Genomic DNA, 26,328 nt, shown 5'->3' on the forward strand with positions numbered 1-26,328 from the left:
TGCTTGGCCGTCAGGGCAGGCGAAGATCATTCTCGTCGATCCGCATGAGGGGTTGGCCGGCGACGACGCGCTCGCCGACATTGACCAGGCGTTCGACGATCTTGCCGGGCACGCGGAAGCCGAGATTGCTCTGCACCCGCGCCGATATCGAGCCGGTGAACGCGCGCTCGACATGCCCGAGCGTCTTGGCCTCGGCGATCGCGACGACCGGCGGAGCGCTGCGCGGATCGTCCTGCGCCCTCCGCTCCTCGGCCGCTCCGGAGACCACGAGGAAGCTCACCGCACCTGCGGCCAGCAGCGGGAGAGCCACGAAGAGCAGAAGGTGCGTCTTTTTCATGAGCGAGCTTCCGAAGATTGGGGCGGGCGCCCCGGGAGGCCGGATCGGGTGCAGGTCCGCAGATCAGTGGATATGCACGTATATGCCAAACCTTCGAGTCGCGGGCCCATCGTTCAGCCCCTGCCCACGACCTGAAAACGCTCCAGCGAGGAGGTCAGCTGCGCGAGCTCTTCCGGCGCGATGCCCGCAGTGACCGCCCGCTGAGCCTGATGCCAACCTTCCTTGGCGCCGGCGAGGATCTCCTCGCCGGCCTCCGTCAGGGAGATGCGCCGCGCCCGCGCATCGTGCTCGTCGGTGGATACGCGCAGGAGCTCACGCCGGGACAGCGGCTTCAAGTTCTTGGTCAGGGTCGTGCGGTCCATCCCGAGCGTCTCCGCCAATTCGCTGATGGTCGGGGACCGAAGATGCTTGAGCGCGATGAGGACGGAGAACTGCCAGTTGTTGATCCCGAGCGACCGGAACGCTTCGTCGAAACGACGACCGATGATCCGCCCCGCCCGCTGGATGCGCTGGCACAGGCAGGTGCGGGCGATGAGGTCGGCGGTTTCGTCGTCGAGAGCCTGCGAGGGTGTCATGCCGGCTTAAATAGGTGTATATGAACCTATTGTCAAGGGGCACGAGCGGTCGAGATTTGGCCTGCCGCAGCTTCCCGCTGCGCTTGACACCCGGCCCCCGGCCCTGCCAGCCTCGGCGCGGAAGTGACACGGGGTGCCCGCCAAGGTTGGTCCGCGGGGGCTGAGATCATACCCGTCGAACCTGATCTGGGTCATGCCAGCGAAGGGAGCCGTCACGCGATGCCCGATCAGGGCCCGGTCCCTCGGGATCGATCGCCGACCGCCCTTCGCCGGAGGAGGAGCGGAATGGGTGCGGCTGTTGAGGCAACGAGACCGGGGCGGCGCTTCGACCTGTCGGTCTATCTCGTCACCGACACGCGGCTGAGCGGCCCGCGCGGCGTCGCCGAAGTGGCCGCGGCGGCGGCGCGGGGCGGCGTCACCCTGGTGCAGCTGCGCGACCCCGACGCCACCACCCGGGCGCTGATCGCCGCGGCCGGGGCGCTGCAGGCGGTGCTGGCGCCGCACGGCATCCCGCTGATCGTCAACGACCGGGTCGATGTCGCCCTGGCGGCCGGGGCCGACGGCGTCCATCTCGGCGACCGCGACATGCCGGCGGCGACGGCGCGGCGCCTGCTGGGCCCCGACCGCATCGTCGGCGTCACCGTGCACGACGCGGCCGAGGCGCGGGCGGTCGACCCCGCCGTGGCCGACTACGCCGGCATCGGCCCGGTCTTCGCCACCACGACCAAGGCCGGGGCGCGGCCGGCGATCGGCGTCGACGGGTTCCGGGCGCTGCGCCGGCTGGTGCCGCTGCCCGCGGTCGGCATCGGCGGCATCGATGCCGGGCGGGCCGCCGACGTGATCGCGGCCGGGGCCAACGGCGTCGCCGTGGTCTCCGCCATCTGCGCCGCGCCCGACCCGGAGGAAGCGGCCCGGTCCATCGCCGCGGCGGTGGCGGAAGGACGGACACGATGATCCCGAACATCCTCACCATCGCCGGCACCGACCCGTCCGCCGGCGCCGGCATCCAGGCGGACCTCAAGACCTTCGCCGCCCTCGGCACCTATGGCTGCGCGGTGATCACCGCCCTCGTCGCCCAGAACACGCGCGGGGTGCAGGCGGTGGAGCTGGTGCCGCCGTCCTTCGTCGCCCGGCAGATCGACTGCCTGCTGGCCGATGTCCGGATCGACGCGGTCAAGATCGGCATGCTGGCGACCGCCGAGATCGTGCGCACGGTGGCCGACGCGCTGCGCCGGCACGGGCTGACCCGGGTGGTGGTCGACCCGGTGATGGTGGCGAAGAGCGGCGACCGGCTGCTCGACCGCGACGCCGTGGCGGCGCTGCGCGAGGAGCTGCTGCCGCTGGCCACGGTGATCACCCCGAACCTGCCGGAAGCCGCCGACCTGCTGGGCCGCCCCGAGGCCGGAAGCCGGGCCGAGATGGCGGAGATCGCGGCCGGGCTGCTGGCGCTCGGCCCGCGCGCGGTGCTGCTGAAGGGCGGCCATCTGGCCGATGCCGAGAGCCCCGACCTGCTGCTGACCGCAGACGGCGCCGTCACCCTGTCGGCGCCGCGGATCGCCACCCGCAACACCCACGGCACCGGCTGCACCCTGTCCTCGGCCATCGCGGCCCTGCTGCCGCAGCGGCCGGACCTGGAGACGGCGGTGCGCGAGGCGAAGGCCTACCTGACCGGGGCGCTGGCCGCGGCCGACCGGCTGTCGGTGGGCGGCGGCCACGGGCCGCTGCACCATTTCCACCGCTGGTGGGGCTGACAAAAAAAGGGCGCCGGAAGCCGGCGCCCTTCTGCGGGTCGGTTCGCGGCCGCTCAGCCGACCTTGTTCTTGTTGTAGACGTCGAAGGCGACGGCGGCGAGCAGGACCAGGCCCTTGATCACCATCTGCAGGTCGATGCCGAGGCCGAGGATCGACATGCCGTTGTTCATCACGCCCATGATGAAGGCGCCGATCACCACGCCGGTGATCTTGCCGACGCCGCCCGAGGCCGAGGCGCCGCCGATGAAGCAGGCGGCGATGGCGTCGAGCTCGTACTGGTTGCCGGCCTGCGGCGTCGCCGAGGTCAGGCGCGCCGTGGTGATCAGCCCGGCCAGCGCCGCCAGCACGCCCATGTTGACGAAGGTCAGGAAGACCAGCCTCTCGGTGTTGATGCCGGACAGCTTGGCCGCCTTCTCGTTGCCGCCGACCGCGTAGATGCGGCGGCCGAGCGTGGTGCGGGTGGTGACGAAGGCGTAGAGGACGACCAGCACCCCCATCAGGATCAGGATGTTGGGCAGCCCGTTATAGGTGGCCAGCAGATAGCCGAGCCCGGCGAGGGCGGCGAAGGTCGCCACGTTCTTGATCACGAAGAACAGCAGCGGCTCCTGCTCCACCCCGTGCTGGATCTCGTTGCGCCGGTTGCGGATGTTGAACCACACCAGCACGGCCGGCACGGCCAGGCTGATCAGCAGCGTGGTGATCCAGACCTTGCCGGTGCCGGAGAACAGCTCCGGCATCGACCCGAACAGCTCGGCGATGAAGCCCGAGGACATCTTCTGGAAGTCGCTCGGCACCGGCCCGGCCCGCTCGCCGGCCAGGACCATCAGGCACAGGCCGCGGAAGGCCAGCATCCCGGCCAGGGTGACGATGAAGGACGGGATCTTGCGGTAGGCGATGAAATAACCCTGGGCCGACCCGATCACCGCGCCCAGCGCCAGGCAGGCGACGGTCGCGAGCCAGGGATTGACGCCCTGCCACACCATCAGGGCGCCGCCGACCGCGCCGACGAAGCCCGCGACCGACCCGACCGACAGGTCGATATGGCCGCTGACGATGACCAGCAGCATGCCCAGCGCCAGCACGATGACGTAGGCGTTCTGCTGGATCAGGTTGCTCAGATTCAGCGGGGTGAACAGCCGGCCGTCGGTCGCGATCTGGAAGATGATCATGATCGCGACGAGCGACAGCAGCATCGCGTATTCGCGGATGTTGTTCTTGAGGAACTCGCCGATCCGCTGGTTCGCGCGTGTCTGCAGGGCGGTCGTTTCGGTGGTCATTGCCGCGCCTCCCGGGGGCCAGTCTCTCTCGATCGCATGATCGCCCGCATGATGTTTTCCTGAGATGCTTCCTGGGCCGGCATCTCGGCGACGATGCGGCCCTCGTTCATGACGTAGATCCGGTCGGACATGCCCAGCAGCTCGGGCATCTCGGACGAGATCATGATGACGCCCTTCCCGGCGGCGACCAGCTGGTTGATGATCGTGTAGATCTCGTATTTGGCGCCGACATCGATGCCGCGGGTCGGCTCGTCGAGGATCAGCACCTCGGGCCCCGCGAACAGCCACTTGCTCAGCACCACCTTCTGCTGGTTGCCGCCCGACAGGTTGACCGTCTGCTGCTGCACGCCGGAGGAGCGGATGTTCAGCTTGCGCCGGTAGTCGACGGCGACGCCGAGCTCGCGCATCTCGTCGATGATGCCGCGGCGCGCCACGCCGGGAAGATGGGCCAGCGGGATGTTGTGCTGGATCGAGTCCCCCAGCACCAGCCCCAGCTGCTTGCGGTCCTCGGTGACATAGGCGAGGCCGGCGGCGATCGCCTTCGGCACCGTGGCGAGGTCGACCGGCTGGCCCCGCATCATGGCGGTGCCGGTGATCTTCTGGCCCCAGGACCGGCCGAACACGCTCATGGCGAACTCGGTCCGCCCCGCCCCCATCAGCCCGGCGATGCCCACCACCTCGCCGGCCCGGACATGCAGGTCGATGCCCTTGATCGCCTGCCGGTCGGAATGCAGCGGATGGTAGACGCTCCAGCCCTTCACCGCGAACAGGGTCTCGCCCAGCTTCGGCTCGCGCTCGGGATAGCGGTCGGTCAGGTCGCGGCCGACCATGCCTTTGATGATCCGGTCCTCGTTGACCTCGCCGCCCCGGGCGTCCAGCGTCTCGATCGTCGACCCGTCGCGCAGGATGGTGATCGAATCCGCGACCTTGGTGATCTCGTTCAGCTTGTGCGAGATCAGGATCGAGGAGATGCCCTGGCGCTTGAAGTCCAGCAGCAGCTCCAGCAGCGCGTCGCTGTCGCTCTCGTTCAGGCTGGCCGTCGGCTCGTCGAGGATCAGGAGCTTCACCTCCTTCGACAGCGCCTTGGCGATCTCGACCAGCTGCTGCTTGCCGACGCCGATATTGGTGACCAGCGTCGCCGGGTTCTCCTTCAGCCCGACCTTGGCCAGCAGCGCCCGGGCCCGGACCAGCGTCTCGTTCCAGTCGATGATGCCGCGGTTCGCCACCTCGTTGCCGAGGAACAGGTTCTCGGCGATCGACAGGAGCGGCACCAGCGCCAGCTCCTGATGGATGATGATGATCCCGGCTTCCTCGCTGTCCGAGATCGAGCGGAACTGCCGCTCCTTCCCCTCGAACCGGATCTCGCCCTCGTAGGAGCCGTGGGGGTAGACGCCGGACAGGACCTTCATCAGCGTCGACTTGCCGGCGCCGTTCTCACCGACCACGGCGTGGATCTCGCCGCGCTTGACCGCGAGGTTGACGTTGCTGAGCGCCTTCACGCCCGGGAACGTCTTGGTGATCCCTCGCATCTCCAGGATCGTATCGATCGCAGGGGTAACTGTATCCATAGGGCTCCGCTCACCTCGGGCGCCGCCGGCCTGCCGCCTGGCCGCGGCAGACGCAAGGGCAGGGCCCCGCGCCCGGGGACGCGGGGCCCTGCGGCACGGTCAGATTACTTCAGTTGGTCGGCGGTGTAGTAGCCGCTGTCGACCAAGGTCTTCTGGACGTTGTCCTTGGTCACCGGAACCGGCGTCAGCAGGTAGGACGGCACCACCTTGACCCCGTTGTTGTAGGTCTTGGTGTCGTTGACCTGGGGCTCCTTGCCGGCCATCAGGGCGTCGATCATGTCGACCGTGACCTTGGCGAGGTCGCGGGTGTCCTTGAACACGGTCGAGTACTGCTCGCCGGCGAGGATCGACTTGACCGACGGAACCTCGGCGTCCTGACCCGAGACATAGGGCAGCGGCCGGTCGCCCGAGCCGTAGCCCACCGCCTTCAGCGAGGCGATGATGCCCATCGACAGGCCGTCATAGGGCGACAGCACGGCATCGACCTTCTTGTCGCCGTAATAGGCGGACAGCAGGTTGTCCATGCGCGCCTGGGCCGTCGCCGCGTCCCAGCGCAGGATGCCGACCTTGTCCATGCCGAACTGGCCGCTCGGCACCTTCAGCTTGCCGGCGTCGATCAGCGGCTGCAGCACCGACATCGCGCCGTCGTAGAAGAAGAAGGCGTTGTTGTCGTCCGGCGAGCCGCCGAACAGCTCGATGTTGAACGGGCCCTTGCCGTCCTTGACGCCGAGCGCATCGACCAGCGAGGTCGCCTGCAGCACCCCGACCTGGAAGTTGTCGAAGGTGGTGTAGTAGTCGACATTCGGCGTGTCGCGGATCAGGCGGTCATAGGCGATGACCTTGATCCCCGCGTCATGCGCCTGCTGCAGCACCGAGGACAGAGTGGTGCCGTCGATCGAGGCGATCACCAGCACCTTGGCGCCCTTGGTGACCATGTTCTCGATCTGCGACAGCTGGGTCGGGATGTCGTCGCCGGCATATTGCAGGTCGGCCTCGTAGCCCTTGGCCTGCAGCGACTTGACCATGTTGTCGCCGTCGGCGATCCAGCGCGCCGACGTCTTGGTCGGCATCGAAACGCCGACGAGACCCTTCTCGGCAGCCTGTGCGGACAGCGCGAAGGCGGACAGCCCCAGCGCCAGCGCCGTGACGGATGTGATCAGCTTCACCGTTTTCTCCCTCTGACGTTCTGTTGTGCGCCCGGGCTGGCCGAACCGGCATGATCCCGCCGCGCTGTTGCCGCATGGCCGCTCATGATGCCGCAGCGATCCCGCCCCTTCCAGCCGGGTGGTCCGCGGTCACGAACCCCTGTGAATGCGATGACGGCGATCCCGCGGACCGCCGATCGGCGGGCGAGCCTCCGCGCACGCTCCTCCCGGAACGCCGGACAGCCAGCCGCCGGTGGATCAAGCGTGCCGCCTCTGCGATGTGATGAAATCCATGTGCTCCTCCCTCTGATCGCGACTGCGAAGCGCTTGTGCTGCTTGGGGTCGGCCCTGCCGATCCAATCCTCATACAATTTGGCGTAATCTCTCGCCGACCCGCCGCGCTGTCAAGCGCCGCCGGAATCGCGGCCCTCGGCGGCCTTTGCGCGGCCGCAAAACGCGGCTAAAGCAGGGCCCATGTCCCTGCTGCGCGGCATGGCGACGGTCGGAGGGTTGACGGCCGTCAGCCGGATCGCCGGATTCGCCCGCGATATCCTGACCGCCTCTCTGCTGGGCGCGGGGCCGATGGCCGACGCCTTCGTGATCGCGATCAAGCTGCCGAACCTGGCCCGTCGCCTGTTCGCCGACGGCGCCTTCATGGTCACCTTCGTGCCGCAATACGCGGCCGAACGGGGCGAGCGCGGGAGCAAGGCGGCGCTGGCCTTCGCCGGCGAGGTGCTGGCGGCGATGCTGACGGTGCTGATCCCCCTGACCCTGCTGGCCCTCCTGGCCATGCCCGGCATCCTGGCGGTGATCGCGCCCGGCTTCGTCGACGATCCGGTCCGCGGAGCCCTGGCCCTGGACTATGCCCGCCTGGCCTTCCCCTACCTCATGCTGATGTCGGTCGCAGCCCTGCTGGGCGGGGTGCTGAACGCTCATGAAAGGCTGGCCCCCTTCGCCGCGGCGCCGATCCTGTTCAACCTGGTGCTGATCACGGCCCTTCTGTTCGGCCCGCGCCTGGCCGGGTCGCCCGGCCGCGCCCTGGCGATCGGCGTCGCCCTGTCGGGCATCGTCCAGCTGCTCTGGCTGGCGTTGGCCTGCCGCCGCCACGGGCTGTCGATCCGCCTGATGCGGCCACGGATCGGGCCGCGGCTGAGGCGCCTGGTGGTGCTGATGGGGCCGGGCGCGATCGGCACCGGCATCATCCAGATCCAGATGGTGCTGAACACGCTGATCGCCAGCTTCCTGCCGGCCGGCGCGGTCAGCGCCCTGTACTACGCCGACCGGCTGACCCAGCTGCCGCTCGGCATCGTCGGCATCGCGCTCGGCACCGCACTTCTACCCACCCTCACCCGCCTCCTGGTCGAGGGCCGGACCGAGGCGGCGGCGGCGACCCAGAGCCGGGCGATCGAGATCGCGCTGCTGCTGGGTCTGCCGGCCGCGGCCGGGCTGATCCTGCTGGCCCAGCCGATCATTCAGGTGCTGTTCGAGCGCGGCGCCTTCGGGCCGCACGAGACCGCGGCCGTGGCCGGCGCGGTCGCCGCCTACGCCGCCGGCATCCCGGCCTACATCCTGATCCGGGTGTTCTCGACCCTGTGCTTCGCCCGGCAGGACACGGCGACGCCGATGCGCACCGCGCTGGTCGCCACGGTCCTGGCGGTGGCCGGCGCCGTCCTGCTGATGCGGCCGCTGGGGCATGTCGGCATCGCCCTCGCCACCGCCGTCTCGGCCTGGGCCAATGCCGGCCTGCTGGCCTGGTCGCTGCGCCGCCGCGGCGCCCTGCCGGCGGATGCCGGGTTGCGCCGGCGCGGCGGCCGGATCCTGCTGGCGGCGCTGGGCATGGCCGCCGGGCTGCTGCTGGCCCGGCAGGGGCTCGGCCCGATCGGCGGCGCGACTCTGGCGCTGCTGATCGCCGGCGGGGCGCTGCTCTACGCCGTCCTCTGCCTGCTGCTCGGCGCCGTCGATCGCGGCGAACTGGCCCGGTTCCGCGGCCGCGGGCATCTGCCGGGTTGACCCGGCGGCATGGGCCCGGCCATAAACCGAGCCTCCCCCACCCCTCTGCGGCACCGGCGGACATGAAGCGCATCTTCTCGGGCATCCAGCCCACCCACAACATGCACCTCGGCAACTATCTCGGCGCGGTGCGGAACTGGGTGGCGCTGCAGGACGGGGCGGAGTTCGAGACCATCTACTGCGTCGTCGACCTGCACGCGCTGACGGTGCCGCAGGTGCCAGACGAGCTGCGCGCTCATATCCGCGAGCTGACCGCGACGCTCCTGGCCGTCGGCATCGACCCGGAGCGCAGCATCCTGTTTGCGCAGAGCCAGGTGCCCGGCCACAGCGAGCTGGCCTGGCTGTTCTCCTGCGTCACGCCGCTGGGCTGGCTGCGCCGCATGACCCAGTTCAAGGACAAGGCCGGCAAGCAGCAGGACACGGCGATGCACGGCCTCCTGGCCTATCCCGTGCTGATGGCGGCGGACATCCTGCTCTACAAGGCGACGCATGTGCCGGTGGGCGAGGACCAGAAGCAGCATCTGGAGCTGACCCGCGACATCGCCCAGTCCTTCAACCAGCGCTACGGGGTCGAGTTCTTCCCGCTGCCCGAGCCGCAGATCCTGGGCACGGCCACCCGGGTGATGAGCCTGCGCGACGGCACCAAGAAGATGAGCAAGTCGGACAGCTCCGACTACAGCCGCATCAACATGACCGACGACGCGGACACGATCGCGCTGAAGTTCCGCAAGGCCAAGACCGACCCGGAGCCGCTGCCGACCGAACCGGCCGGCCTGGCCTCGCGCCCCGAGGCGGAGAACCTGGTCAACATCTATGCCGCCCTGGCCGGCAAGAGCATGGACGCGGTGCTGGCCGAGTTCGGCGGCGCTCCGTTCTCGGCCTTCAAGGGCGCCCTGACCGACATCGCGGTCTCGGTCCTGGCGCCGATCGGCGGCGAGATGCGCCGGCTGATGGCCGATCCCGGCCATGTCGACGCGGTGCTGCGCCGGGGCGGCGAGAAGGCGACCGCGCTGGCCGCGCCGGTGCTGGCCGAGGTGCAGGACATCATGGGGCTGCTGCGGCCGTGAGGGAGCGCCCGATCGCCGACCTGCCCAATCTCGGCCCCAAGACGGCGGAATGGCTGGCCGCCGTCGGCATCACCACCGAGGCGGAGCTGCGCGCGGTCGGCCCGGTCGCGGCCTGGCAGCGGCTGAAGGCGGCACAGCCCGACGTGATCACGGTCAACGCGCTCTACGCCCTGCACGGCGCCCTGACCAACCAGCACTGGGCCTCGCTGCCCCAGGAGCTGCGCGCCCTGCTGCGCCGCGACGCCGGGGTGGAGTGAGGGCGTTGAGCTGGGGCCCGTAGGGCGGGTTCGCCAAGGCGAACCCAACATTCCTGTTGGGTTGAGCGATGCTCAACCCAACCTACGCAGACTGCCTGCTCAGATCGACGGATCCTCGTCTTCCCCCGCCCGCTTGGCCGAGCCGGCGAAGCTGGTGATGGCGAAGGACTCGAGCAGGTCGATCGCGGCTTCCCGTGACAGGACCCCGGTGTCGATCGTCAGGTCTGGCGTTTCCGGCTCCTCGTAAGGGGCCGAGACCCCCGTGAAGCTCTGGATCTCGCCGCGGCGCGCCTTGGCGTAGAGGCCCTTGGGGTCGCGCTGCTCGCAGATCGCCAGGTCGGCCTTCACGAACACCTCGCGGAAGCCGTCGCCGATCACGTCGCCGGCCAGCGCCCGGTGCCAGCGCTCGGGCGAGATCAGCGCCACGATCGCGATCAGCCCGGCCTCGGCGAACAGCCGCGCCACCTCGGCCGCGCGGCGGACGTTCTCGGCCCGGTCCTCGGCCGAGAAGCCGAGGTCGCGGCCGAGGCCGGTGCGCAGCGAATCGCCGTCCAGCACCGTCGCGTGCCAGCCGCGGGCGAACAGGCGGGATTCCAGCGCCGTCGCCAGGGTCGACTTGCCGGCGCCGGACAGGCCGGTCAGCCAGACCACGCCGCCGGCATGGCCGTTGGCCAGGCGCCGGGCCGCGGCGTCGACCCGCCGCTCGGTCGGGAACAGGAGGCGGCTGTCCGACGTGGCGTCGAGGATGGTGACGCCGCCGACCACGTCGTAGCCGTCGACCAGCACGCCGCGGCCGGTCGCCGGCAGCTCGGCATGGCGGTCGAAGGCGATGGCGGTGCGGCCGACCACCTCGATCTCCGCCGTCTCGTTGCGCCGCACCAGCTCCGCGGTCCGGGTCTCCAGCGTGTGCACCTCGACCACATGGCCGATGCGCTCCACCGTCACCGTGTGCTCGGCGGTGGCCAGGCGCAGCGTCAGCCGGGCGCCGGGGCGCAGCGGCTCGCGCGCCAGCCAGAACAGGCGCAGCTTCAGCCGGGCCGCGGTCTCGGGCGCCTCCTCGACCAGGGTCGCGATCTGGCCGCGCTCGACGAAGACCGGCGGGTCGAGCGTCAGCCCAACCGCCTGGCCGGCCCGGGCGCCGGTGATCTCCGCCGCCGGCCAGCTCTCGATCGAGGCGATGCGCGCCACCTTGCCCGAAGGCGCGAAGCGCAGCGTCTGGCCGACCGCGAGCGCGCCGCTCTCGATCCGGCCCGCGACGATGCGCCGCTCGTCGAACTTGTAGACGTCCTGCACCGGCAGGCGCAGCGGCTGGTCGACCGGCGCCGGGGCCGCTTCCAGCCCGTCCAGCGCCTCGACCAGCGACGGCCCCTGGTGCCAGGGCATCAGGGCCGAGCGGGAGACGATGTTCTCGCCGTGCCGGGCGGCCACCGGCACCACCACCTTCGGGGTGATGCCGACGCTGTTCAGATAGGCCGAGATCTCGTCGGTCACGGCCTGGAAGCGAGTCTGGTCGTAATCGACCAGATCCATCTTGTTGATCGCCAGCACCACCTGGGTGATGCCGAGCAGGCCGAGGATCAGCGCGTGGCGGCGCGACTGCTCCAGCGTGCCCTCACGGGCGTCGACCAGCAGCAGCGCCGCATCGGCCCCGGCGGCGCCGGAGACCATGTTCTTGAGGAACTCGGCATGGCCCGGCGCGTCGATCAGCACGTAGCGCCGGCGCGCGGTGCGGAACTGCACCTCGGCCGTGTCGATGGTGATGCCCTGGTCGCGCTCGGACTGCAGCGCGTCGATCAGGAACGACCATTCGAACGGCATGCCTCGCTTCTTGCTCATCGCCTCGACCGCGGTGACGCGTTCGGGGCCGAGCGCGCCGGTGTCGTGCAGCAGGCGGCCGATCAGGGTCGATTTGCCGTGGTCGACATGGCCGGCGATGACGACGCGCAGGGTGCGGGCGGCGGCCAGCGCCGGATGCAGGGTCACGATCCCGTCCATCTCACATGTACCCCGCGCTGCGGAGGCGCTCGAAACCGTCCTCGGTCTCGTTGTCGATGATGCGGCCGGCGCGTTCGGACACCTTGGTGGTCTCGAGCTCGGCGATGATCGCCTCGATCGAATCCGCCTCGCTGGCCACCGGCAGGGTGATGTTCTTCTCGCCCAGCGAACGGTAGCGCAGCCCGTCCTTGGCCAGGTACAGCGGCACGATCGGGATGCCCTCGCGCTGGGTGTAGCGCCAGACGTCGATCTCGGTCCATTTCAGTATCGGGTGGACCCGGACATGGGTGCCGGGCTCGAACCTGGTCTTGTACTGGCCCCAGAACTCGGCCGGCTGGTCGGTGACGTCCCAGGCGCCCTCGAAGCTGCGCGGGCTGAACACCCGCTCCTTCGCCCGCGTGCCCTGCTCGTCGCGGCGGATGCCGACGATGATGCCCTCGAAGCCCTCGCGCTGGATCACCGCCTTCAGCCCCTCGGTCTTGCGCGCCGCCGCCCGGCCGCCGGGCGCCAGCGTCTGGTCCATCAGCTCCTCCGGCGGGCAGTCTTCGATGATCAGCGGGAGGTTCCACTCGCGCACTAGGCGGTCGCGGAACTCGTACACCTCCGGCAGCTCCATATGGGTGTCGAGCTGGATCAGCGGGAACGGGACGTGGCCGAAGAACGCCTTGCGCAGCAGCCACAGGATCAGGGTCGAATCCTTGCCGATGGACCAGAGCAGCGCCAGCCGATCGATACGGGCAAAGGCTTCGCGGAGAATCGTGATGCTCTCCGCTTCGAGTTCGTCGAGGTGATTCATTGTCTACAGGAAGGTGACCGGGGAGGTGGCGGGATCGGCGGAGCGATGGATACCGCATTCGGTCTTGGCCTGGCCAGACCAGCGGCCGGAGCGCGGGTCGGCGCCGGGCGCGACCCGCTCGGTACAGGGCATGCAGCCGATCGACAGGAAGCCGTCGGCCTCCAGCGGGTGATGCGGCAGCCCGCGGGAGTCGAACTCCGCCGCGATCCGGTCGGGCGACCAGCCGGCCAGCGGATTGATCTTGAAGCGGCCCTCCGCGGCCGCCCATTCGACCGCCGGCAGCACCGCGCGGGTGGCGGCCTGGAAGCGCTTGCGGCCGGTGATCCAGCCGCCGAACCCGGCCAGCGCGCGCTCCAGCGGCTCGACCTTGCGCAGGGCGCAGCAGGCGTCCGGGTCGCGCTGGAACAGCAGCAGGTCGGGATCTCGTTTGGCGATTTCAGCGGGGTCAGGCCTGACCGAGCGCACATCCTCCAGCCCGAGCTGCGCGACCAGCTTGTCGCGGTAACGCAGAGTCTCGCCGAAATGGCGGAGCGTGTCGAGGAAGATCACCGGCGTGGCCGGCGCGACCTCGGCCACCAGGGCCAGCAGCACCGCCGATTCGGCGCCGAAGGAAGAGACCAGGGCGACCGGCCCGAGCCGCGGATCCGCCAGCGCCCGTTCGATCAGGGCATGCCCCTCTAGCCCGTCGAATTCGGCGGCGATCAGCTCCTGAAAGACAGCAGCGGAGAGGGGCATCGGGCACTCATGGTCGGCAAACTGCTCCAATTTTGCTGTAAAATAGAGCACATTTGCTGATTGACTGTGTGTGAATCCGGGAGCTATTGTCAACACACAATTGTGGATATGAACGCCGCCGATGTCCGCCGACCTCCCCGCCGCCCCGCCGAAGCTTTCCGCCGTCGAAGGCGTGAAGGAACAGAGCCGATTCCTGCGCGGCGGCATCGCCGCCGACCTGGCCGCGCCCGGCATCTCGGTCACCGAGGAAAGCTATAACCTGCTGAAATTCCACGGCAGTTATGAGCAGTACGACCGCGACACCGCGACCGCGCGCAAGAAGCAGGGGCTGGAGAAGGAATACCAGTTCATGGTCCGCGCCCGCATCCCGGGCGGGCGGATCACGGCCGAGCAATATCTCGCCCTCGACGCCATTGCCGACCGGTACTCCAATGGATCGCTGCGGATTACCACCCGCCAGGGAATCCAATTCCACGGCGTATTGAAGGGAAATCTGAAGGCGACGATCGCCGACATCAACCATTCGATGCTGACCACCATGTCCGCCTGCGGCGACGTGGTGCGCAACGTCATGACCACCCCGGCGCCGATCCGCGACGCGGTGCATGCGCGGCTGGAGGCCGACGCCCGTTTCCTGTCGACGCGGCTGCTGCCGAAGAGCCGGGCCTATTACGAAATCTTCCTCGACGAGGAGAACCAGACTCCACCCGAATCGGTCGACGAACCGCTGTACGGCGCCACCTACCTGCCGCGGAAGTTCAAGATCGGCCTGGCGGCGCCCGAGGACAACACGGTCGACATCCTGACCCACGATCTCGGCATCCTCGCCGTGTTCGAGGGCGACCACCTGGTCGGCTACAACCTCAATCTCGGCGGCGGCCACGGCCTGACCCACACCAAGCCCGGCACCTATGCCCGCATGGGCTCGCCGATCGCCTCGGTCGGCCCGGGCGAGCTGCTGCAGGGCGCCGAGGCGGTGATCCGCCTGTACCGCGACCACGGCAACCGCGCCGACCGCAAGCGCGCCCGGCTGAAATACGTGCTGGACGACATGGGCCTCGACTGGACCCGCAAGGAACTGGAGCGCCAGTTCGGCCGGGTCCTGGCCGACCCGCTGCCGCACGCCCCGTTCCGGGTGCCCGACCATCTCGGCTGGCACGAGCAGGGCGACGGCCGCTTCTGGCTGGGCCTGCCGGTGGCCAGCGGCCGGATCCAGGACGGGCCGGCCGTGCGGCTGCGCACCGCGCTGCGCACCCTGTTCGAGAACTGGGCCAAGCCGGCGGTGCTGACGCCGCAGCAGGACATCCTGATCGCCGACATCGCGCCGGGCGAGCGCGACGAGATCACGGCGCATCTGCGCAGCCATGGCGTGGTCTTCGCCGAGGACCTGACCCAGGTGCGGCGCTGGGCCCTGGCCTGCCCCGCCCTGCCGACCTGCGGCCTGGCGCTGTCCGAGGCCGAGCGGATCCGCGAGCCGGTGGTCGACGCCTTCGAGGCGGTGCTGCGCCGGCACGGGCTGATCGAGGAGCGGATCAGCATCCGCATGACCGGCTGCCCGAACGGCTGCGCCCGGCCCTATGCCGGCGACATCGGCATCGTCGGCCGCACCCCGGGCACCTTCGCCCTGTTCGTCGGCGGCGATTTCGAGGGCACGCGGCTGAACACCAAGCTGGCCGAGAAGGTGCCGGAGGCGGCGATCGCCTCGACGCTGGAGCCGATCTTCGCCGCCTTCGCCCAGGAGCGGCTGCCCGGCGAGGGCTTCGGCGACTACTGCCACCGCCAGGGGCTGGAGCGGCTGACCGCCCTCATCTCCACCGCCGAGGCCGCCTGATGCTGCCGATCTCCCTGTGCCCGGAGGCGGTGCCGGTCGCCCTGGTCGGCCTGGGTGACAAGGCGGTCCGCCGCCTGGCCCAGCTGGACGAGGGCGGCTTCAGCGTCACGGTCTTCGCGGACGATCCCTCGCCCGACCTGGTCCTCGCCGCCGGCGACCGGCTGCGGCGCCGGCTCCCGACCGCTTCCGACCTCGGCACCCACCGCCTGCTGCTGGTGGCCGATCTGGACGAGGGCCGCGCCGCCGACCTCGCCCTCCTCGCCCGGCGCCTCGGCCTCCTGGTCAATGTCGAGGACCGGACGGCTTTGTGCGACTTCCACCTGCCGGCGATCGTGCGCCGCGGCGACCTCGTCGTCGCGATCTCGACCGGCGGGCACAGCCCGCGCCTGGCCGCCCGGCTGCGGATGGCGGCCGAGCGGCTGATCCATCGCGACTGGGGCGCCCGCCTGGCCCGGCTCGGCCTCCTGCGCTCCGAGCTCCGCGCCCAGGGCAAGGGCCCGGACGAGATCACCCGCGCCGTCGACGCGGTGATCGACCGCGAAGGCTGGTTGGGCCGGCCGGGAGCCTGAGCGCTCAGACGCCCCGCCGGGCGATCAGGAAGGCCCCGACCACCAGCAGGATCGCCCCGAGGATCGGCAGCCCCTGCGCCGAGAGGGCCTGGGCGCCGGGCTTCAGCTGGTCCGCCGCCAGCCCGGCCACCAGCTGGCTTGCCACCAGGATGGCGATGGTCGGGGCGGCGCCCAGCCGCTGATAGCCGAGGATCCCGGCGAAGACGAAGAAGGAGCCGAGCAGCCCCGGCAGCAGGGCCCAGGGGCGCAGGACCGCGGCCGCCTCGACGAGGCCGCCCGGGCCGTTGCGGAGCAGCAGCAGACCGAGCAGCACCGTCAGCCCGACGGCGGAGTTGATCACCAGCGCGATCAGCACGGTCGAAGCCGACAGCGTGATCCGGACCATCAGCAGGTTCTGCAGCACCAGGCAGATGCCCGCCGATATCAGCAGGACGATGGTGGAGGCGGCGCCCATCAGGCACAGCCGTCCGGATCGGTGCGCCCGTCGAGCCGCAACTGCAGGAAGGCGAGATCGAGCCATCGGCCGAACTTGGTTCCCACCTCCTTCAGCAGCCCGGCATGCTCGAAGCCGAGCTTCTCGTGCAGCCGGATGGAACCGGTGTTCGCCGCGTCGATGCCGGCGACCATGACATGCTTGCCGAGGGCCTTGGCCCGGAGGATGAGCTCCAGCATCAGGGCCCGGCCGACCCCGCCGCCGCGCCGGTCCCGGTGGACATAGACCGAATGCTCGACGGTGTGGCGGTAGCCGTCCCAGGCGCGCCAGTCGCCGAAGGAGGCGTAGCCCGCCACCCGGCTGTCATCGTCGACCGCCACCAGCACCGGATAGCCGAGGCGCCGGCGCTCCGCCATCCAGGCGGCGCGGTTCGCCGCATCGACCACGGTCTCGTTCCAGATCGCGGTCGTGTACAGCACGGCGTCGTTGTAGATCTCAAGGATGTCGGCGATGTCCCCGGCCTCGGCGCCGCGAATGCGCATTCCCGCCTCGCCCGCGTGTCGTTGCATCGAACCACTCGTTGATATCGCGCTTCGCGGAGCCGTGCACTTTAGTGATACGCACGCCTCGTATGATCCACTATAGTAGTACGCATGGTGAGCTCCGATGGCATTGATCGGCGCATCGGCGCCCGCCTCCGCATCGAGCGGGAGAGCCGCGGCTGGTCCCTCTCCGACCTGGCCGCGCGCGCCTCCGTCTCCCGCGCCATGATCTTCAAGGTGGAGCGGGGCGAGAGCAGCCCGACGGCCCATCTGCTGGGCAAGCTCTCCGGCGCCTTCGGCCTCAGCATGTCGACGCTGATGGCGCGGGCCGAGATGCAGCAGGGACGGCTGTCGCGGCGGGCCGACCAGCCGGTCTGGACCGACCCGCAGACCGGCTATGTGCGCCGGCACGTCTCGCCGCGCACGGACTTGCCGCTCGACCTCGTGCGCATCGAGCTGCCGGCCGGCCGGGAGGTGCCGATGCCGGCCTCGGCCTACGCCTTCCAGCGCCAGCTGATCTGGGTCCTCGAGGGCGCGCTGGTCTTCATCGAGGGGACTGCGCGGCACGAGATGCAGGCCGGCGACTGCCTCGAGCTCGGTCCGCCCGCCGACTGCGTCTTCCGGAACGAGGGCGGGCGCCCCTGCACCTACGCCGTGATGGTCCTGCGCCAGCCGTGACCCTGAGGGGTCCGCCCGGACCTCAGGCCGGCCCGAGCGGGAAGCCCCTGAACGGCTTGATCTCCTTGAGCACGAACATCGTCTGCATCTCCTTGATCCGGGGCAGGCGACGCACCACCGCCATGGCGAAATCCGCATAGCTGTCCAGGTCGGGCGAGACCACCTGCAGCAGGAAATCCGTGTCCCCGGCGATGCTGTAGCAGGCGACCACCTCCTTCAGCTTGCGGACATCCGCCGCGAAGGCTTCCGATTCCGTCTCGCTGTGGCTGTCGATCTTGACCCGGATGAAGGCGAGGACGCCGAGGCCGATCCGCCGCCGGTCCAGCACCGCCGTATAGCCCTGGATCACTCCGCCCTCCTCCAGCTGGCGCACCCGCCGCCAGCAGGGCGAGGTCGACAGCCCGACCTCGGCGGACAGCGCCTGGTTGGTCAGGCGGCCGTCCTCCTGCAGGGCGGCCAGGATCCGGATATCGACCGGCTCGAGCGGACTGGGCATGTTCTACCTTGGAGAACGCAGATCTGGGTAGAACCTACCGAAACTGCTTTCCCGGAAGCAATGATAGGCAGGATCGACCAGCGGCCGGGCGCTATCCTGCCGGCGGACACATCGCCGTGGAAGCCGCCATGAATCAGGATCTCCGCCTCGCCATCGTCGTGAACCCGGATCTGCCGCTCGGGCTGATCGCCAACACCGCCGGCGCCATCGCCATCGGCCTGGGCGCCCGGCTGCCGGCCCTGGCGGCACGGCAGCTGACCGACCGCCACGACCGCACCATCGACATCAGCTCGAACCGGCCGGTCCCGATCCTGCAGGCCGATGCGGCGACGATCCGGGCGCTGCTGCTGAAGGCGCTGCCGCAGCCGGGAGAGCGGGCGGTGGTGCCCTTCCCGTCCTTCGCCCGCTCGCTGCACGCCTATGCCGAGTACGAGGCGGCCTTCCCCGACCGCGACCTGAGCGAGGAGGACATCGATGGGCTGGGCGTCGCCGGCCCGGCGAAATGGGTCCGGTCGCTCACCGGCTCGCTCAAGCTGCTGCGCTAGAAGAAGTCGCCGAGGAACGCCGCCGCCTCGTCCGAGAGGCCGATGATCTTGTTCGTGGCCTGACGATAGAATTTGAAATTCAGCTCGGTCTCGGGCCGGCCGTCGTTCCAGTCGGCGAAGGGCTTGAGCTCTCTCCGCCCCAGCGGCCGCGCCGCCAGCGCGGTGCGCCTGACGGTGATGCTCACGCGCGGCGTCTGCCGGGCGAGGCCGGGCGTCTTCGCGACCGCGTCGGCGGCGGTGACGATGCCGCGCGCGACGAGGCCTTGCCCGCCCTCGTTCTCGCTGGCGAACAGGAAGAGCGTGTCGCCTGCGGCAATGCGCCTGCCGCCATACATGGTCTTCTGCGCGGGGAAGGCGAAGCTCTCCGCCCGCGGGTCCCGGATCTCGGCCTTGATCGCGAACGCCATGCTTCCCCTCCCCGCCCCGAACAGGATACAGCCTCCGCATGACATCCCGAATCCGCATCCGCGCCGCGCGGCCGGAGGACCGGGACGCGCTCGGCGCCCTCAAGCTGCGCGCGTCGCTGGCCTGGGGCGAACATGTCGAGGAACTGCAGGCCCTGCCCGAGGCGCGGCAGGTTCCGGCGGAGCACCTGCCCTCGGCCGTCGTCGCGGAGCTGGACGGCAGGGTCGTCGGCTTCGCCACGGTCCTGCCGCGCGACGATGGCGGGCCGAGCTGGAGGACCTGTTCGTCGACCCCGCCGCCTGGCGCCGGGGCGTAGGCGCCTGCCTGGCGGCCGAGGCGGAGCAGCGGGCCACGGCGCTCGGCGCCCGGTCGCTGCACGTCGTCGCCCATGAGCGCGCCCGCCCCTTCTACGAAAGCCGCGGGTTCCGGGTCGTCGGCATGGTGATGACTGACCTCGCCCCCGCCCCGGCCATGCGCAAGGATTTGGGCCAAGCCCGCTGAGGCGCGGGCCCTCGCTCCCGGGCTACTCCGCCGGCTTCGGCGTCGGATGACCCGGCTCGTCCTCCTCCGCGATGCGATGATGGTCGCGGGCGAGGTAGGTGTAGACCATCGGCACCACGAACAGGGTGAACAGCGTGCCGATCGACATGCCGGACGCGATCACCAGCCCGATCGAGAAACGCGCCGCGGCGCCGGCGCCGCTGGCATAGAGCAGCGGCACCACGCCCAGCACCATCGCCGCCGTGGTCATCAGGATCGGCCGCAGGCGGATCGCCGCCGCCTGCTCGATCGCGTCGCGTCGCGACAGCCTCTGCTCCTCCTGCAGCTTGTTGGCGAACTCCACCATCAGGATGCCGTGCTTGGTGATCAGCCCGACCAGGGTGATCAGCCCGATCTGGGTGTAGATGTTGATGCTGGCGCCGGTGAGCTGGAGGATCGAGCCGAGATTCAGCACCGCCAGCGCGCCGAAGATCGACAGCGGCACCGACATCATGATGATCAGCGGGTCGCGGAAGCTCTCGAACTGCGCCGCCAGCACCAGGAAGATCACGATCACCGCGAAGGCGAAGGCGATCATCACCGTGTTGCCCTCGGTGATGTATTGCCGCGAATCGCCCTCGTAGTCGTAGGTCACGCCGCGCGGCAGGATCCGGTCGGCCGTCTCCTGGAGGAAGGTCAGCGCCTGGCCCAGGGTGACGATCACCGGGGTCGGCACCCCCTGGATGGTCGAGCTGTTCAGCTGGTTGAACTGGGAGAAGGAGTTCGCCGTCGCCTGGGTCTTCAGCGTCACCACCGAGGACAGCGGGATCAGGTCGCCGCCGGCGGTGCGGACGAAGTACTTGTTCAGTTCCTCCGGGTTCAGCCGGCTTTCCTGCGCGACCTGCGGGATCACCTTGTAGCTGCGGTTGTCGCGGTCGAAGCGGCCGATATCGTTGCCGCCCAGCATGACGTTCAGCGTGACGCCGATGTCGTCCATGTTGACGCCCAGCGCCGCCGCCTTGTTGCGGTCGATCTCGACCGACAGCTCCGGCCGGTCGAAGGCCAGGGTGGCGTTGGCGAACAGGAACAGGCCGCTCTTGCGCGCCTCATTGGCGATCTGCTGCGCCATCTCGTAGACCAGCTCGGGCGAGCCGGGGGCCTTGATCACGAACTGCACCGGCGGGCCGCCGCTGGAGCCGGGCAGGGCCGGCGGAGTGATGGCGAAGCCTTCCACCCCGGCGATGCCGCTGACGATCTGCTGGACCTGGGCCTGAAGCTCGGCGCCGCTGCGGCTGCGCTCGCCCCACGGCTTGAAGGTCATGCCGCCGAAGCCGGAGGCCAGCGAGCCGGCACCGTTGACCGAGAAGATCGCGTCGTGCTCCGGGATCCCCTGCAGGTCCTTGATCAGCTTGTCGCTGAACCGGTTCATGTATTCCAGATTGGCGTAGCGCGGGCCTTCGAGGATCATGAACACGAAGCCCTGATCCTCCTCCGGCGCCAGCTCGCTCGGCGTCTTCACGAACAGGAAGGCGGAGGCGGCGAGCAGCACGATGGCGAGGAAGACGGTGACCGGCCGGTAGTTCAGCGAATTGTGCAGCCGCCGGTGGTACCAGCCCTGCAGCCCGGTGAAGAAGCGGTCGACCACCTGCTGGAACCGGCCGGCGCCCTGGCCGTGCGGCTTCAGCATCTTGCTGGTCATCATCGGCGACAGGGTCAGCGCGACGATGCCGGAGATGATGACGGCGCCGGCCAGGGTGAAGGCGAATTCGCGGAACAGGGCCCCGGTCAGGCCGGTGGCGAAGCCGATCGGGGCGTAGACGGCGGCCAGGGTGACGGTCATCGACACCACCGGCCCGGCGATCTCCGCCGCCCCCTTCAGCGCCGCCTGCCTCGGCGTCAGCCCCTCCTCGATATGGCGGTGGATGTTCTCGACCACCACGATGGCGTCGTCGACCACGAGGCCGATCGCCAGCACCATGGCGAGGAGCGTCAGCGTGTTGATCGAGTAGCCGAGCGCGTAGAGGCAGAACAGCACGCCGATCAGCGACAGCGGGATGGTGACGACCGGGATGACCACGGCGCGGAACGAGCCGAGGAACAGCAGGATGACGACGACGACGATCGCCACCGCCTCGGGGATGGTCTTGCCCACCTCCCAGATCGAGGCTTCGATGAACTCGGTCGCGTCGTAGACGATCTCGCCGCGCATGCCCTCCGGCATCTGGCGCACGATGTCTTCCATCGCCGCGCGCACATTGGCCGCCGTGGTCAGCGGATTGGCCGCAGGAGTCGGGTTGATGGCGACGAAGATCGCCTCGCGCCCGTTGAAGGTGACGCGCGAATCGTAGCTCTCGCTGCCCAGCTCCACCCGGGCCACGTCCTTCAGCCGGACGATGTTGGAGCCGTCGGAGCGCACCACCAGGTCGCCGAAGGCCTCGGCCGTGCGCAGCGTGGTGTCGGTGCGGATGGCGAAGGTGACCAGCTCGCCCTCGGTCCGCCCCGGCGCCGACTGGAAGTTGTTGGCCCGGATCGCCGCCACCACGTCGGCCGCCGTGACCTGGCGCGCGGCCAGCCGCATCGGGTCGACCCAGACCCGCATGGCGAAGCTCTTGGCGCCCAGGATCTTGGCCTCGGCCACGCCCTCGGTGGTCGACAGCTGCGGCTGCACCACCCGGGTGATGTATTCGGTCACCTCCTCGGGCGACATCCGGTCGCTGTCCAGCGCGATGTACTGGATCGCGATGTCCTGCCCGGTGCCCTTCACCACCACCGGGTCCTTCGATTCGTCCGGCAGGTCGTTGCGGACCTGCTGCACCTTGGTCAGCACCTCGGTCAGCGCCGCGTCGGGATCGGCGTTCAGCTTCATGTGCACCGACACGGTGCTGACGCCCTGGACCGAGGAGGAGGTGACGTAGTCCAGCCCTTCCGTGCTCGCCACCGCCTGGGCGATCGGGGTGGTGATGAACCCCTGCATCAGGTCGGCGCTGGCGCCCGGATAGGCGGTGGTGATGGTGATCACCGTCTCCTCGGTCTTCGGGAACTGGCGCACGGGCAGAGTCGCCAGGCCCTGGATGCCGAGCAGCAGGATGAGGAGGCTGATCACCGAGGCCAGCACCGGCCGGCGGATGAAGATCGAGGTGAAGTTCATGGTTCCCCCTTCCCGGCCGGGCTAGGAGCCGGCTTGCGGAGGACGGGTCGGGTCGACCGAGTTGTCGATTGCGACCGGGAACCCGTTCTGCAGCTTGAGCTGGCCGGAGGTGACGACCTGGTCGCCCGCCTTCACCCCTTCGACGATCTCGGCGACGCTGCCCTGGCGCTGGCCGACCCGGACGAAGACCTGCTCGACCGTCAGCTGCGGCCCGGCCGATGCCGGGCGCTCCGGCCCGTCGGCGGCCGGCTGCTGCTGGCCGGCCTCCGCCTTCTTCTCGCGGATCACGAACACGGTGTCGCCGTAGAGGCTGAAGGTGATCGCGGTCTGCGGCACGGTCACGACGTTCGGACGCTCCGGCAGGATCAGCCGGACATTGGCGAAGAAGCCGGGGCGCAGCTTGAGGCCGGGATTGTCGATGGTGGCCCGCACCCTGACCATGCGGCTGGCGGTGTCGACCACCGGCTCGATCCCGGTGACCTGGCCACGGAAGACCTCGTCCGGGAAGGCGTCGGCCCGCACCTCCACCTTCTGGCCGTGGCTGATGCGGCTGAACGCCTGCTCCGGCAGGGTGAAGTCGGCATAGACTTGGTCGAGGCGCTGCAGCGTGACCAGCGGGTCGCCGGCGGCGACGTAGCGGCCGATATCGACCTTGCGGATGCCGACGATGCCGGCGAAGGGTGCCGCCACCGCCTTCTTGTCGATCGTCGCCTGGGCGCGGGCGATCTGCGCCTGCGCCTTCAGAAGCTCGGCATTGGCGGCATCGAGATCGGATTGCGGGGCATTGCCGCGGGCCCGCAGCGACGAGACGCGGTCCAGGGTCCGCCGCGCCAGGTCCATCGCGGCCTGGTACAGGCGCAGATCCGCCTGGTCGATCGAATCGTCCAGCTGCACCAGCCGCTGCCCGGCCTGCACCGTGTCGTTGGCCTTGAAGTCGACCGACTTGACGGTGCCCGCGACTTCCGAGGCGACTTGGATGCCTTCGACCGCCGAGATGCTGCCGATGCCCTCGAGATAGTCGGTCCAGGTCTTCGCCTCGGCCTTGGCGGCGGAGACGGCGACCGGCGGGATCTGCGGGTTGGCGAACATGTCCGCCACCACCTTGTCGCGCATGACGTTCATGCCGACGAGCGCGCCGACGACGACGATCAGGGCGATCCCGACCAGGAAGAAGCGGAGGATCATGCGCGAATCCGTCCCCACCGCCCGTGATTGGACCTACGGGCTCGTGCTGTGAATCAAAAAGCGGAGCACCATACACTAGCGCCGATAAACGGCCTAATCGGAAACATACATGCATGTACGGCATGGGTAACCGGTCCGGCCATGCCGCCACCGCATCGCTTCGCCGCAGGCGCCATCGGCCTTCGCATCGGCCGCCGCAGCAACTATGGTGCCGCTAGGACTGGACGGGACCCCGCGCCATGCAAGTCTATCTGCCGATCGCCGAGGTCTCGGTGAACGCCCTGCTGATTCTCGGCATGGGCGGCCTGGTCGGGTTCCTGTCCGGCCTGTTCGGCGTCGGCGGCGGCTTCCTGATGACGCCGCTCCTGATCTTCATCGGCATCCCGCCGGCGGTCGCGGTCGGCACCCAGGCCAACCAGCTGGTCGCGGCCAGCGTCTCGGGCATGCTGGCGCATTGGCGGCGCGGCAATGTCGACCTGAAGATGGGGCTGGTGCTGCTGGCCGGCAGCGTCATCGGCAGCGTGCTGGGGGTCCGGCTGTTCAGCCTGCTGCAGCTGCTGGGCCAGATCGACCTCGCCATCAACCTGTTCTACCTGATCTTCCTGGGCACGGTCGGCGGGCTGATGCTGGTGGAGAGCCTGCGCTCGATGCTGCGCCGCCGCCGCGCTCCGGGTACGCGGCGCAAGCTGCACCAGCACGCCTGGTTCCACGGCCTGCCCTTCAAGACCCGGTTCCCGAAGTCGCGGCTCTATATCAGCGCGCTGGCGCCGATCGCGATCGGCGCGCTGGGCGGCTTCCTGACCGCGATCATGGGCATCGGCGGCGGCTTCATCCTGGTGCCGGCGATGATCTACCTGCTCGGCATGCCGGCCGCGCTGGTGGCCGGCACCTCGCTGTTCCAGATCATCTTCACCACCGCCCTGGTCTGCTTCCTGCAGGCCTTCCAGAACCAGACGGTCGACGTGCTGCTGGCGCTGCTGCTGCTGGCCGGCGGGGTGATCGGCGCCCAGTTCGGCACCCATGCCAGCGGCCGGCTGCGCGGCGACCAAGCCCGCGCCCTGCTGGCGACGCTGGTGCTGATCATCTGCGTCAAGGTCGGCTTCGACCTGATCGGCACGCCGGCCGACCTGTTCTCCGTCGCCATGCGCCGGGGGGGCTGAGCATGCGGCAGCTCGTCCTCGCCGTCGCCGTCTGGGCCGCGGCCATGGGTCTGTGCCGGCCCGGCGCCGCCCAGGACCTGGTGGCGGACCTGTCCGACCACGTCATCGCCATCAACACCGGCTTCACCGGCACGCGGGTCCTGCTGTTCGGCGCCACCGAAGGCGAGGGCGGGGTGGCGGTGGTGGTGCGCGGCCCGACCGACCGGGCCACGGTGCGCGAGAAAGACCGCGTCGCCGGCGTCTGGCTCAACCATGAGAGCATGAAGTTCAGCAACGTGCCCGGCTTCTACGCCGTGGCGTCGAGCAAGCCGCTGGAGGAGCTGGCGCCGCCCCCTGTGCTGGAGCGCGCCGGCATCGGGCTGAAATACCTGCAGCTGACCGTGAGCGACGACGACCGCGACGCCGGCCCCGAGGCGATCGGCGCCTTTCGCGACGCGCTGATCCGCGGCCTGCAGCGCCGCGGCCTGTACGTCACCGAGACCGGCCAGGTCAGCTTCCTCAGCGGCCGGCTGTTCCGGACGCGGATCGAGTTCCCGGCCAATGTCCCGACCGGCCAGTACCAGGTTGAGGTCTATCTGTTCCGCGGCGGCCAGGTGGTCGACGCCCAGACCACGCCGCTGATCGTCGGCAAGGTCGGGCTGGGGGCCGAGATCTACCAGTTCGCGCAGAGCGAGCCGGCGCTGTACGGGCTGGCCGCCATCATCGTCGCCGTCGCCTCCGGCTGGCTGGCGAGCGTCGTCTTCCGCCGCGTCTGATCCCTTCCCATCTTTGAGGGTGCCATGACCGACAACGCCCCAGAAACCCCGAAGCAGGAGCTGCCGCGCATCTTCCTCGTGGTCGTGGACGACACCGAGGAGTGGCGGGCGGCGCTGCGCTACGCCTGCCGGCGGGCGCAGCACACCGGGGGCCGGGTCGCCCTGCTGCACGTCATCAGCCCGAGCGAGATCCAGCACTGGGGCGCGATCGAGGACGTGCTGCGCGAGGAGGCGCGGCACGAGGCCGAGCAGCGGCTGCAGCGCGTGGCGCGCGAGGTCAACCAGCTGACCGGCACCATCCCGATCCTGCACATCCGCGAGGGCGCGCCGCGCGACGAGCTGATGGCGCTGATCGCCGAGGAGCCGTCGATCTCGGTGCTGGTGCTGGGCGCGGACACGGTCTCCTCCGCCGGCCCCGGCCCCCTGATCCAGTACCTGACCACCGGCCGCGCCATGGCCAGGCTGCGGATCCCCCTGACCATCGTGCCGGGCAACCTGTCGACCGAGGCGATCGACGCCCTGACCTGACGCACCCGGCGGCTTGACGGCGCCGGCCGGCGATGGCATCCGAGCCGGACGGGTGACGGG

Annotated in this window: 28 protein-coding genes and 1 riboswitch; of the genes, 14 read left to right on the forward strand and 14 right to left on the reverse strand. The window is 69.8% G+C overall.

Annotated elements, in window-relative coordinates; translation table 11 throughout:
• Positions 1–10: 10 nt before the first annotated feature.
• Together G537_RS44870 and G537_RS35820 are read right to left on the reverse strand one after the other, a co-directional pair.
• The gene (locus G537_RS44870) at positions 11–337 is read right to left on the reverse strand and encodes a hypothetical protein (protein ID WP_245578846.1); all 327 of its coding nucleotides are present in this window, start codon (positions 335–337) and stop codon (positions 11–13) included.
• Positions 338–450: 113 nt separating this feature from the next.
• Positions 451–912 (reverse strand): MarR family winged helix-turn-helix transcriptional regulator, encoded by a 462-nt coding sequence (locus tag G537_RS35820; RefSeq protein WP_034850330.1) that lies wholly within the window; start codon positions 910–912, stop codon positions 451–453.
• A 119-nt stretch (positions 913–1,031) separates the two neighbouring features.
• Positions 1,032–1,139, forward strand: a riboswitch (TPP riboswitch).
• A 58-nt stretch (positions 1,140–1,197) separates the two neighbouring features.
• On the opposite strand from G537_RS35820, the gene thiE reads away from it, so the two are divergent.
• Entirely contained in the window at positions 1,198–1,866 is a 669-nt protein-coding gene (gene thiE / locus G537_RS0101115) for a thiamine phosphate synthase (protein WP_034850331.1), read from the forward strand.
• Positions 1,863–2,663 (forward strand): bifunctional hydroxymethylpyrimidine kinase/phosphomethylpyrimidine kinase, encoded by an 801-nt coding sequence (thiD, locus tag G537_RS0101120; RefSeq protein WP_026868547.1) that lies wholly within the window; start codon positions 1,863–1,865, stop codon positions 2,661–2,663. Before thiE ends, thiD begins: the two co-directional genes overlap by 4 nt.
• Positions 2,664–2,716: 53 nt before the next feature.
• On the opposite strand, the gene mmsB is transcribed toward thiD, so the two are convergent.
• The 3 genes from mmsB to chvE all read right to left on the reverse strand — a co-directional run bounded on the left by mmsB (position 2,717) and on the right by chvE (position 6,674).
• Positions 2,717–3,940 carry a multiple monosaccharide ABC transporter permease gene (gene mmsB / locus G537_RS0101125; protein WP_026868548.1) on the reverse strand — a complete coding sequence of 408 codons (1,224 nt, stop codon included), beginning with the start codon at positions 3,938–3,940 and terminating at the stop codon, positions 2,717–2,719.
• Positions 3,937–5,469: a multiple monosaccharide ABC transporter ATP-binding protein gene (gene mmsA / locus G537_RS0101130; RefSeq protein WP_281171422.1), complete on the reverse strand. Its 1,533-nt coding sequence runs from the start codon at positions 5,467–5,469 to the stop codon at positions 3,937–3,939. Before mmsA ends, mmsB begins: the two co-directional genes overlap by 4 nt.
• Before the next feature lie 143 nt (positions 5,470–5,612).
• A complete protein-coding gene (gene chvE / locus G537_RS0101135; RefSeq protein ID WP_026868550.1) occupies positions 5,613–6,674 on the reverse strand; it encodes a multiple monosaccharide ABC transporter substrate-binding protein in 1,062 nt (353 codons plus the stop codon).
• 453 nt (positions 6,675–7,127) lie between these two features.
• On the opposite strand from chvE, the gene murJ reads away from it, so the two are divergent.
• The 3 genes from murJ to G537_RS0101150 all read left to right on the forward strand — a co-directional run bounded on the left by murJ (position 7,128) and on the right by G537_RS0101150 (position 9,987).
• On the forward strand, positions 7,128–8,663 hold the full coding sequence (gene murJ, locus G537_RS0101140; protein WP_026868551.1) for a murein biosynthesis integral membrane protein MurJ: 1,536 nt from the start codon (positions 7,128–7,130) through the stop codon (positions 8,661–8,663).
• Between the two features lie 62 nt (positions 8,664–8,725).
• A complete protein-coding gene (gene trpS, locus G537_RS0101145) occupies positions 8,726–9,730 on the forward strand; it encodes a tryptophan--tRNA ligase (RefSeq protein ID WP_026868552.1) in 1,005 nt (334 codons plus the stop codon).
• A complete protein-coding gene (locus G537_RS0101150; RefSeq protein ID WP_026868553.1) occupies positions 9,727–9,987 on the forward strand; it encodes a TfoX/Sxy family protein in 261 nt (86 codons plus the stop codon). The genes trpS and G537_RS0101150 overlap by 4 nt, the downstream gene beginning before the upstream one ends.
• A gap of 99 nt (positions 9,988–10,086) precedes the next feature.
• Here G537_RS0101150 and cysC read toward each other — a convergent pair whose 3' ends face one another.
• The 3 genes from cysC to G537_RS0101165 are packed head-to-tail and all read right to left on the reverse strand — an operon-like array spanning position 10,087 to position 13,513.
• Complete coding sequence (cysC, locus tag G537_RS0101155) at positions 10,087–11,970, reverse strand: adenylyl-sulfate kinase (RefSeq protein ID WP_245578854.1); 1,884 nt, start codon at positions 11,968–11,970, stop codon at positions 10,087–10,089.
• Positions 11,971–11,983: 13 nt separating this feature from the next.
• A complete protein-coding gene (cysD, locus tag G537_RS0101160) occupies positions 11,984–12,778 on the reverse strand; it encodes a sulfate adenylyltransferase subunit CysD (RefSeq protein ID WP_026868555.1) in 795 nt (264 codons plus the stop codon).
• Positions 12,779–12,781: 3 nt separating this feature from the next.
• Positions 12,782–13,513: a phosphoadenylyl-sulfate reductase gene (locus G537_RS0101165; protein WP_026868556.1), complete on the reverse strand. Its 732-nt coding sequence runs from the start codon at positions 13,511–13,513 to the stop codon at positions 12,782–12,784.
• A 121-nt stretch (positions 13,514–13,634) separates the two neighbouring features.
• On the opposite strand from G537_RS0101165, the gene G537_RS0101170 reads away from it, so the two are divergent.
• Together G537_RS0101170 and G537_RS0101175 are read left to right on the forward strand one after the other, a co-directional pair.
• Positions 13,635–15,344 (forward strand): NADPH-dependent assimilatory sulfite reductase hemoprotein subunit, encoded by a 1,710-nt coding sequence (locus G537_RS0101170; protein ID WP_026868557.1) that lies wholly within the window; start codon positions 13,635–13,637, stop codon positions 15,342–15,344.
• Positions 15,344–15,913, forward strand: a complete 570-nt coding sequence (locus G537_RS0101175) for a precorrin-2 dehydrogenase/sirohydrochlorin ferrochelatase family protein (RefSeq protein WP_026868558.1) — start codon at positions 15,344–15,346, stop codon at positions 15,911–15,913. Before G537_RS0101170 ends, G537_RS0101175 begins: the two co-directional genes overlap by 1 nt.
• A 4-nt stretch (positions 15,914–15,917) precedes the next feature.
• Here the strand turns inward: G537_RS0101175 and G537_RS0101180 are convergent, their stop codons facing one another.
• The gene (locus G537_RS0101180; RefSeq protein WP_026868559.1) at positions 15,918–16,367 is read right to left on the reverse strand and encodes a DMT family transporter; all 450 of its coding nucleotides are present in this window, start codon (positions 16,365–16,367) and stop codon (positions 15,918–15,920) included.
• On the reverse strand, positions 16,367–16,915 hold the full coding sequence (locus G537_RS0101185) for a GNAT family N-acetyltransferase (protein WP_281171423.1): 549 nt from the start codon (positions 16,913–16,915) through the stop codon (positions 16,367–16,369). The genes G537_RS0101180 and G537_RS0101185 overlap by 1 nt, the downstream gene beginning before the upstream one ends.
• Before the next feature lie 84 nt (positions 16,916–16,999).
• On the opposite strand from G537_RS0101185, the gene G537_RS0101190 reads away from it, so the two are divergent.
• A complete protein-coding gene (locus G537_RS0101190) occupies positions 17,000–17,566 on the forward strand; it encodes a helix-turn-helix domain-containing protein (protein ID WP_026868561.1) in 567 nt (188 codons plus the stop codon).
• Positions 17,567–17,588: 22 nt separating this feature from the next.
• On the opposite strand, the gene G537_RS0101195 is transcribed toward G537_RS0101190, so the two are convergent.
• Positions 17,589–18,062 carry an Lrp/AsnC family transcriptional regulator gene (locus G537_RS0101195; protein WP_026868562.1) on the reverse strand — a complete coding sequence of 158 codons (474 nt, stop codon included), beginning with the start codon at positions 18,060–18,062 and terminating at the stop codon, positions 17,589–17,591.
• A 128-nt stretch (positions 18,063–18,190) separates the two neighbouring features.
• On the opposite strand from G537_RS0101195, the gene G537_RS0101200 reads away from it, so the two are divergent.
• Positions 18,191–18,607 (forward strand): DUF2000 domain-containing protein, encoded by a 417-nt coding sequence (locus G537_RS0101200; RefSeq protein WP_026868563.1) that lies wholly within the window; start codon positions 18,191–18,193, stop codon positions 18,605–18,607.
• Here G537_RS0101200 and G537_RS0101205 read toward each other — a convergent pair.
• The gene (locus tag G537_RS0101205) at positions 18,604–19,014 is read right to left on the reverse strand and encodes a hypothetical protein (RefSeq protein ID WP_026868564.1); all 411 of its coding nucleotides are present in this window, start codon (positions 19,012–19,014) and stop codon (positions 18,604–18,606) included. The genes G537_RS0101200 and G537_RS0101205 overlap by 4 nt on opposite strands.
• A 38-nt stretch (positions 19,015–19,052) precedes the next feature.
• Here G537_RS0101205 and G537_RS44875 point away from each other — a divergent pair, with 38 nt between their 5' ends.
• Positions 19,053–19,328, forward strand: a complete 276-nt coding sequence (locus G537_RS44875; protein ID WP_026868565.1) for a GNAT family protein — start codon at positions 19,053–19,055, stop codon at positions 19,326–19,328.
• The gene (locus G537_RS45575) at positions 19,292–19,513 is read left to right on the forward strand and encodes a GNAT family N-acetyltransferase (protein WP_425402271.1); all 222 of its coding nucleotides are present in this window, start codon (positions 19,292–19,294) and stop codon (positions 19,511–19,513) included. Before G537_RS44875 ends, G537_RS45575 begins: the two co-directional genes overlap by 37 nt.
• A gap of 22 nt (positions 19,514–19,535) precedes the next feature.
• Here G537_RS45575 and G537_RS0101215 read toward each other — a convergent pair whose 3' ends face one another.
• Together G537_RS0101215 and G537_RS0101220 are read right to left on the reverse strand one after the other, a co-directional pair.
• On the reverse strand, positions 19,536–22,640 hold the full coding sequence (locus tag G537_RS0101215) for an efflux RND transporter permease subunit (protein WP_026868566.1): 3,105 nt from the start codon (positions 22,638–22,640) through the stop codon (positions 19,536–19,538).
• 21 nt (positions 22,641–22,661) lie between these two features.
• A complete protein-coding gene (locus G537_RS0101220; protein WP_026868567.1) occupies positions 22,662–23,825 on the reverse strand; it encodes an efflux RND transporter periplasmic adaptor subunit in 1,164 nt (387 codons plus the stop codon).
• A gap of 239 nt (positions 23,826–24,064) precedes the next feature.
• Between G537_RS0101220 and G537_RS0101225 the strand changes: the two genes are divergently transcribed.
• From G537_RS0101225 to G537_RS0101235, 3 genes are read left to right on the forward strand one after another with little or no spacing between them, the layout of a single operon-like run.
• Positions 24,065–24,985 carry a sulfite exporter TauE/SafE family protein gene (locus G537_RS0101225; RefSeq protein WP_026868568.1) on the forward strand — a complete coding sequence of 307 codons (921 nt, stop codon included), beginning with the start codon at positions 24,065–24,067 and terminating at the stop codon, positions 24,983–24,985.
• 2 nt (positions 24,986–24,987) lie between these two features.
• A complete protein-coding gene (locus G537_RS0101230; protein ID WP_081688509.1) occupies positions 24,988–25,740 on the forward strand; it encodes a TIGR02186 family protein in 753 nt (250 codons plus the stop codon).
• A gap of 24 nt (positions 25,741–25,764) precedes the next feature.
• Entirely contained in the window at positions 25,765–26,268 is a 504-nt protein-coding gene (locus G537_RS0101235; RefSeq protein WP_026868570.1) for a universal stress protein, read from the forward strand.
• Positions 26,269–26,328 lie beyond the last annotated feature (60 nt).

This window comes from Inquilinus limosus DSM 16000 (genome assembly GCF_000423185.1).
In the GTDB taxonomy this organism is placed as follows: Bacteria; Pseudomonadota; Alphaproteobacteria; order DSM-16000; family Inquilinaceae; genus Inquilinus; species Inquilinus limosus.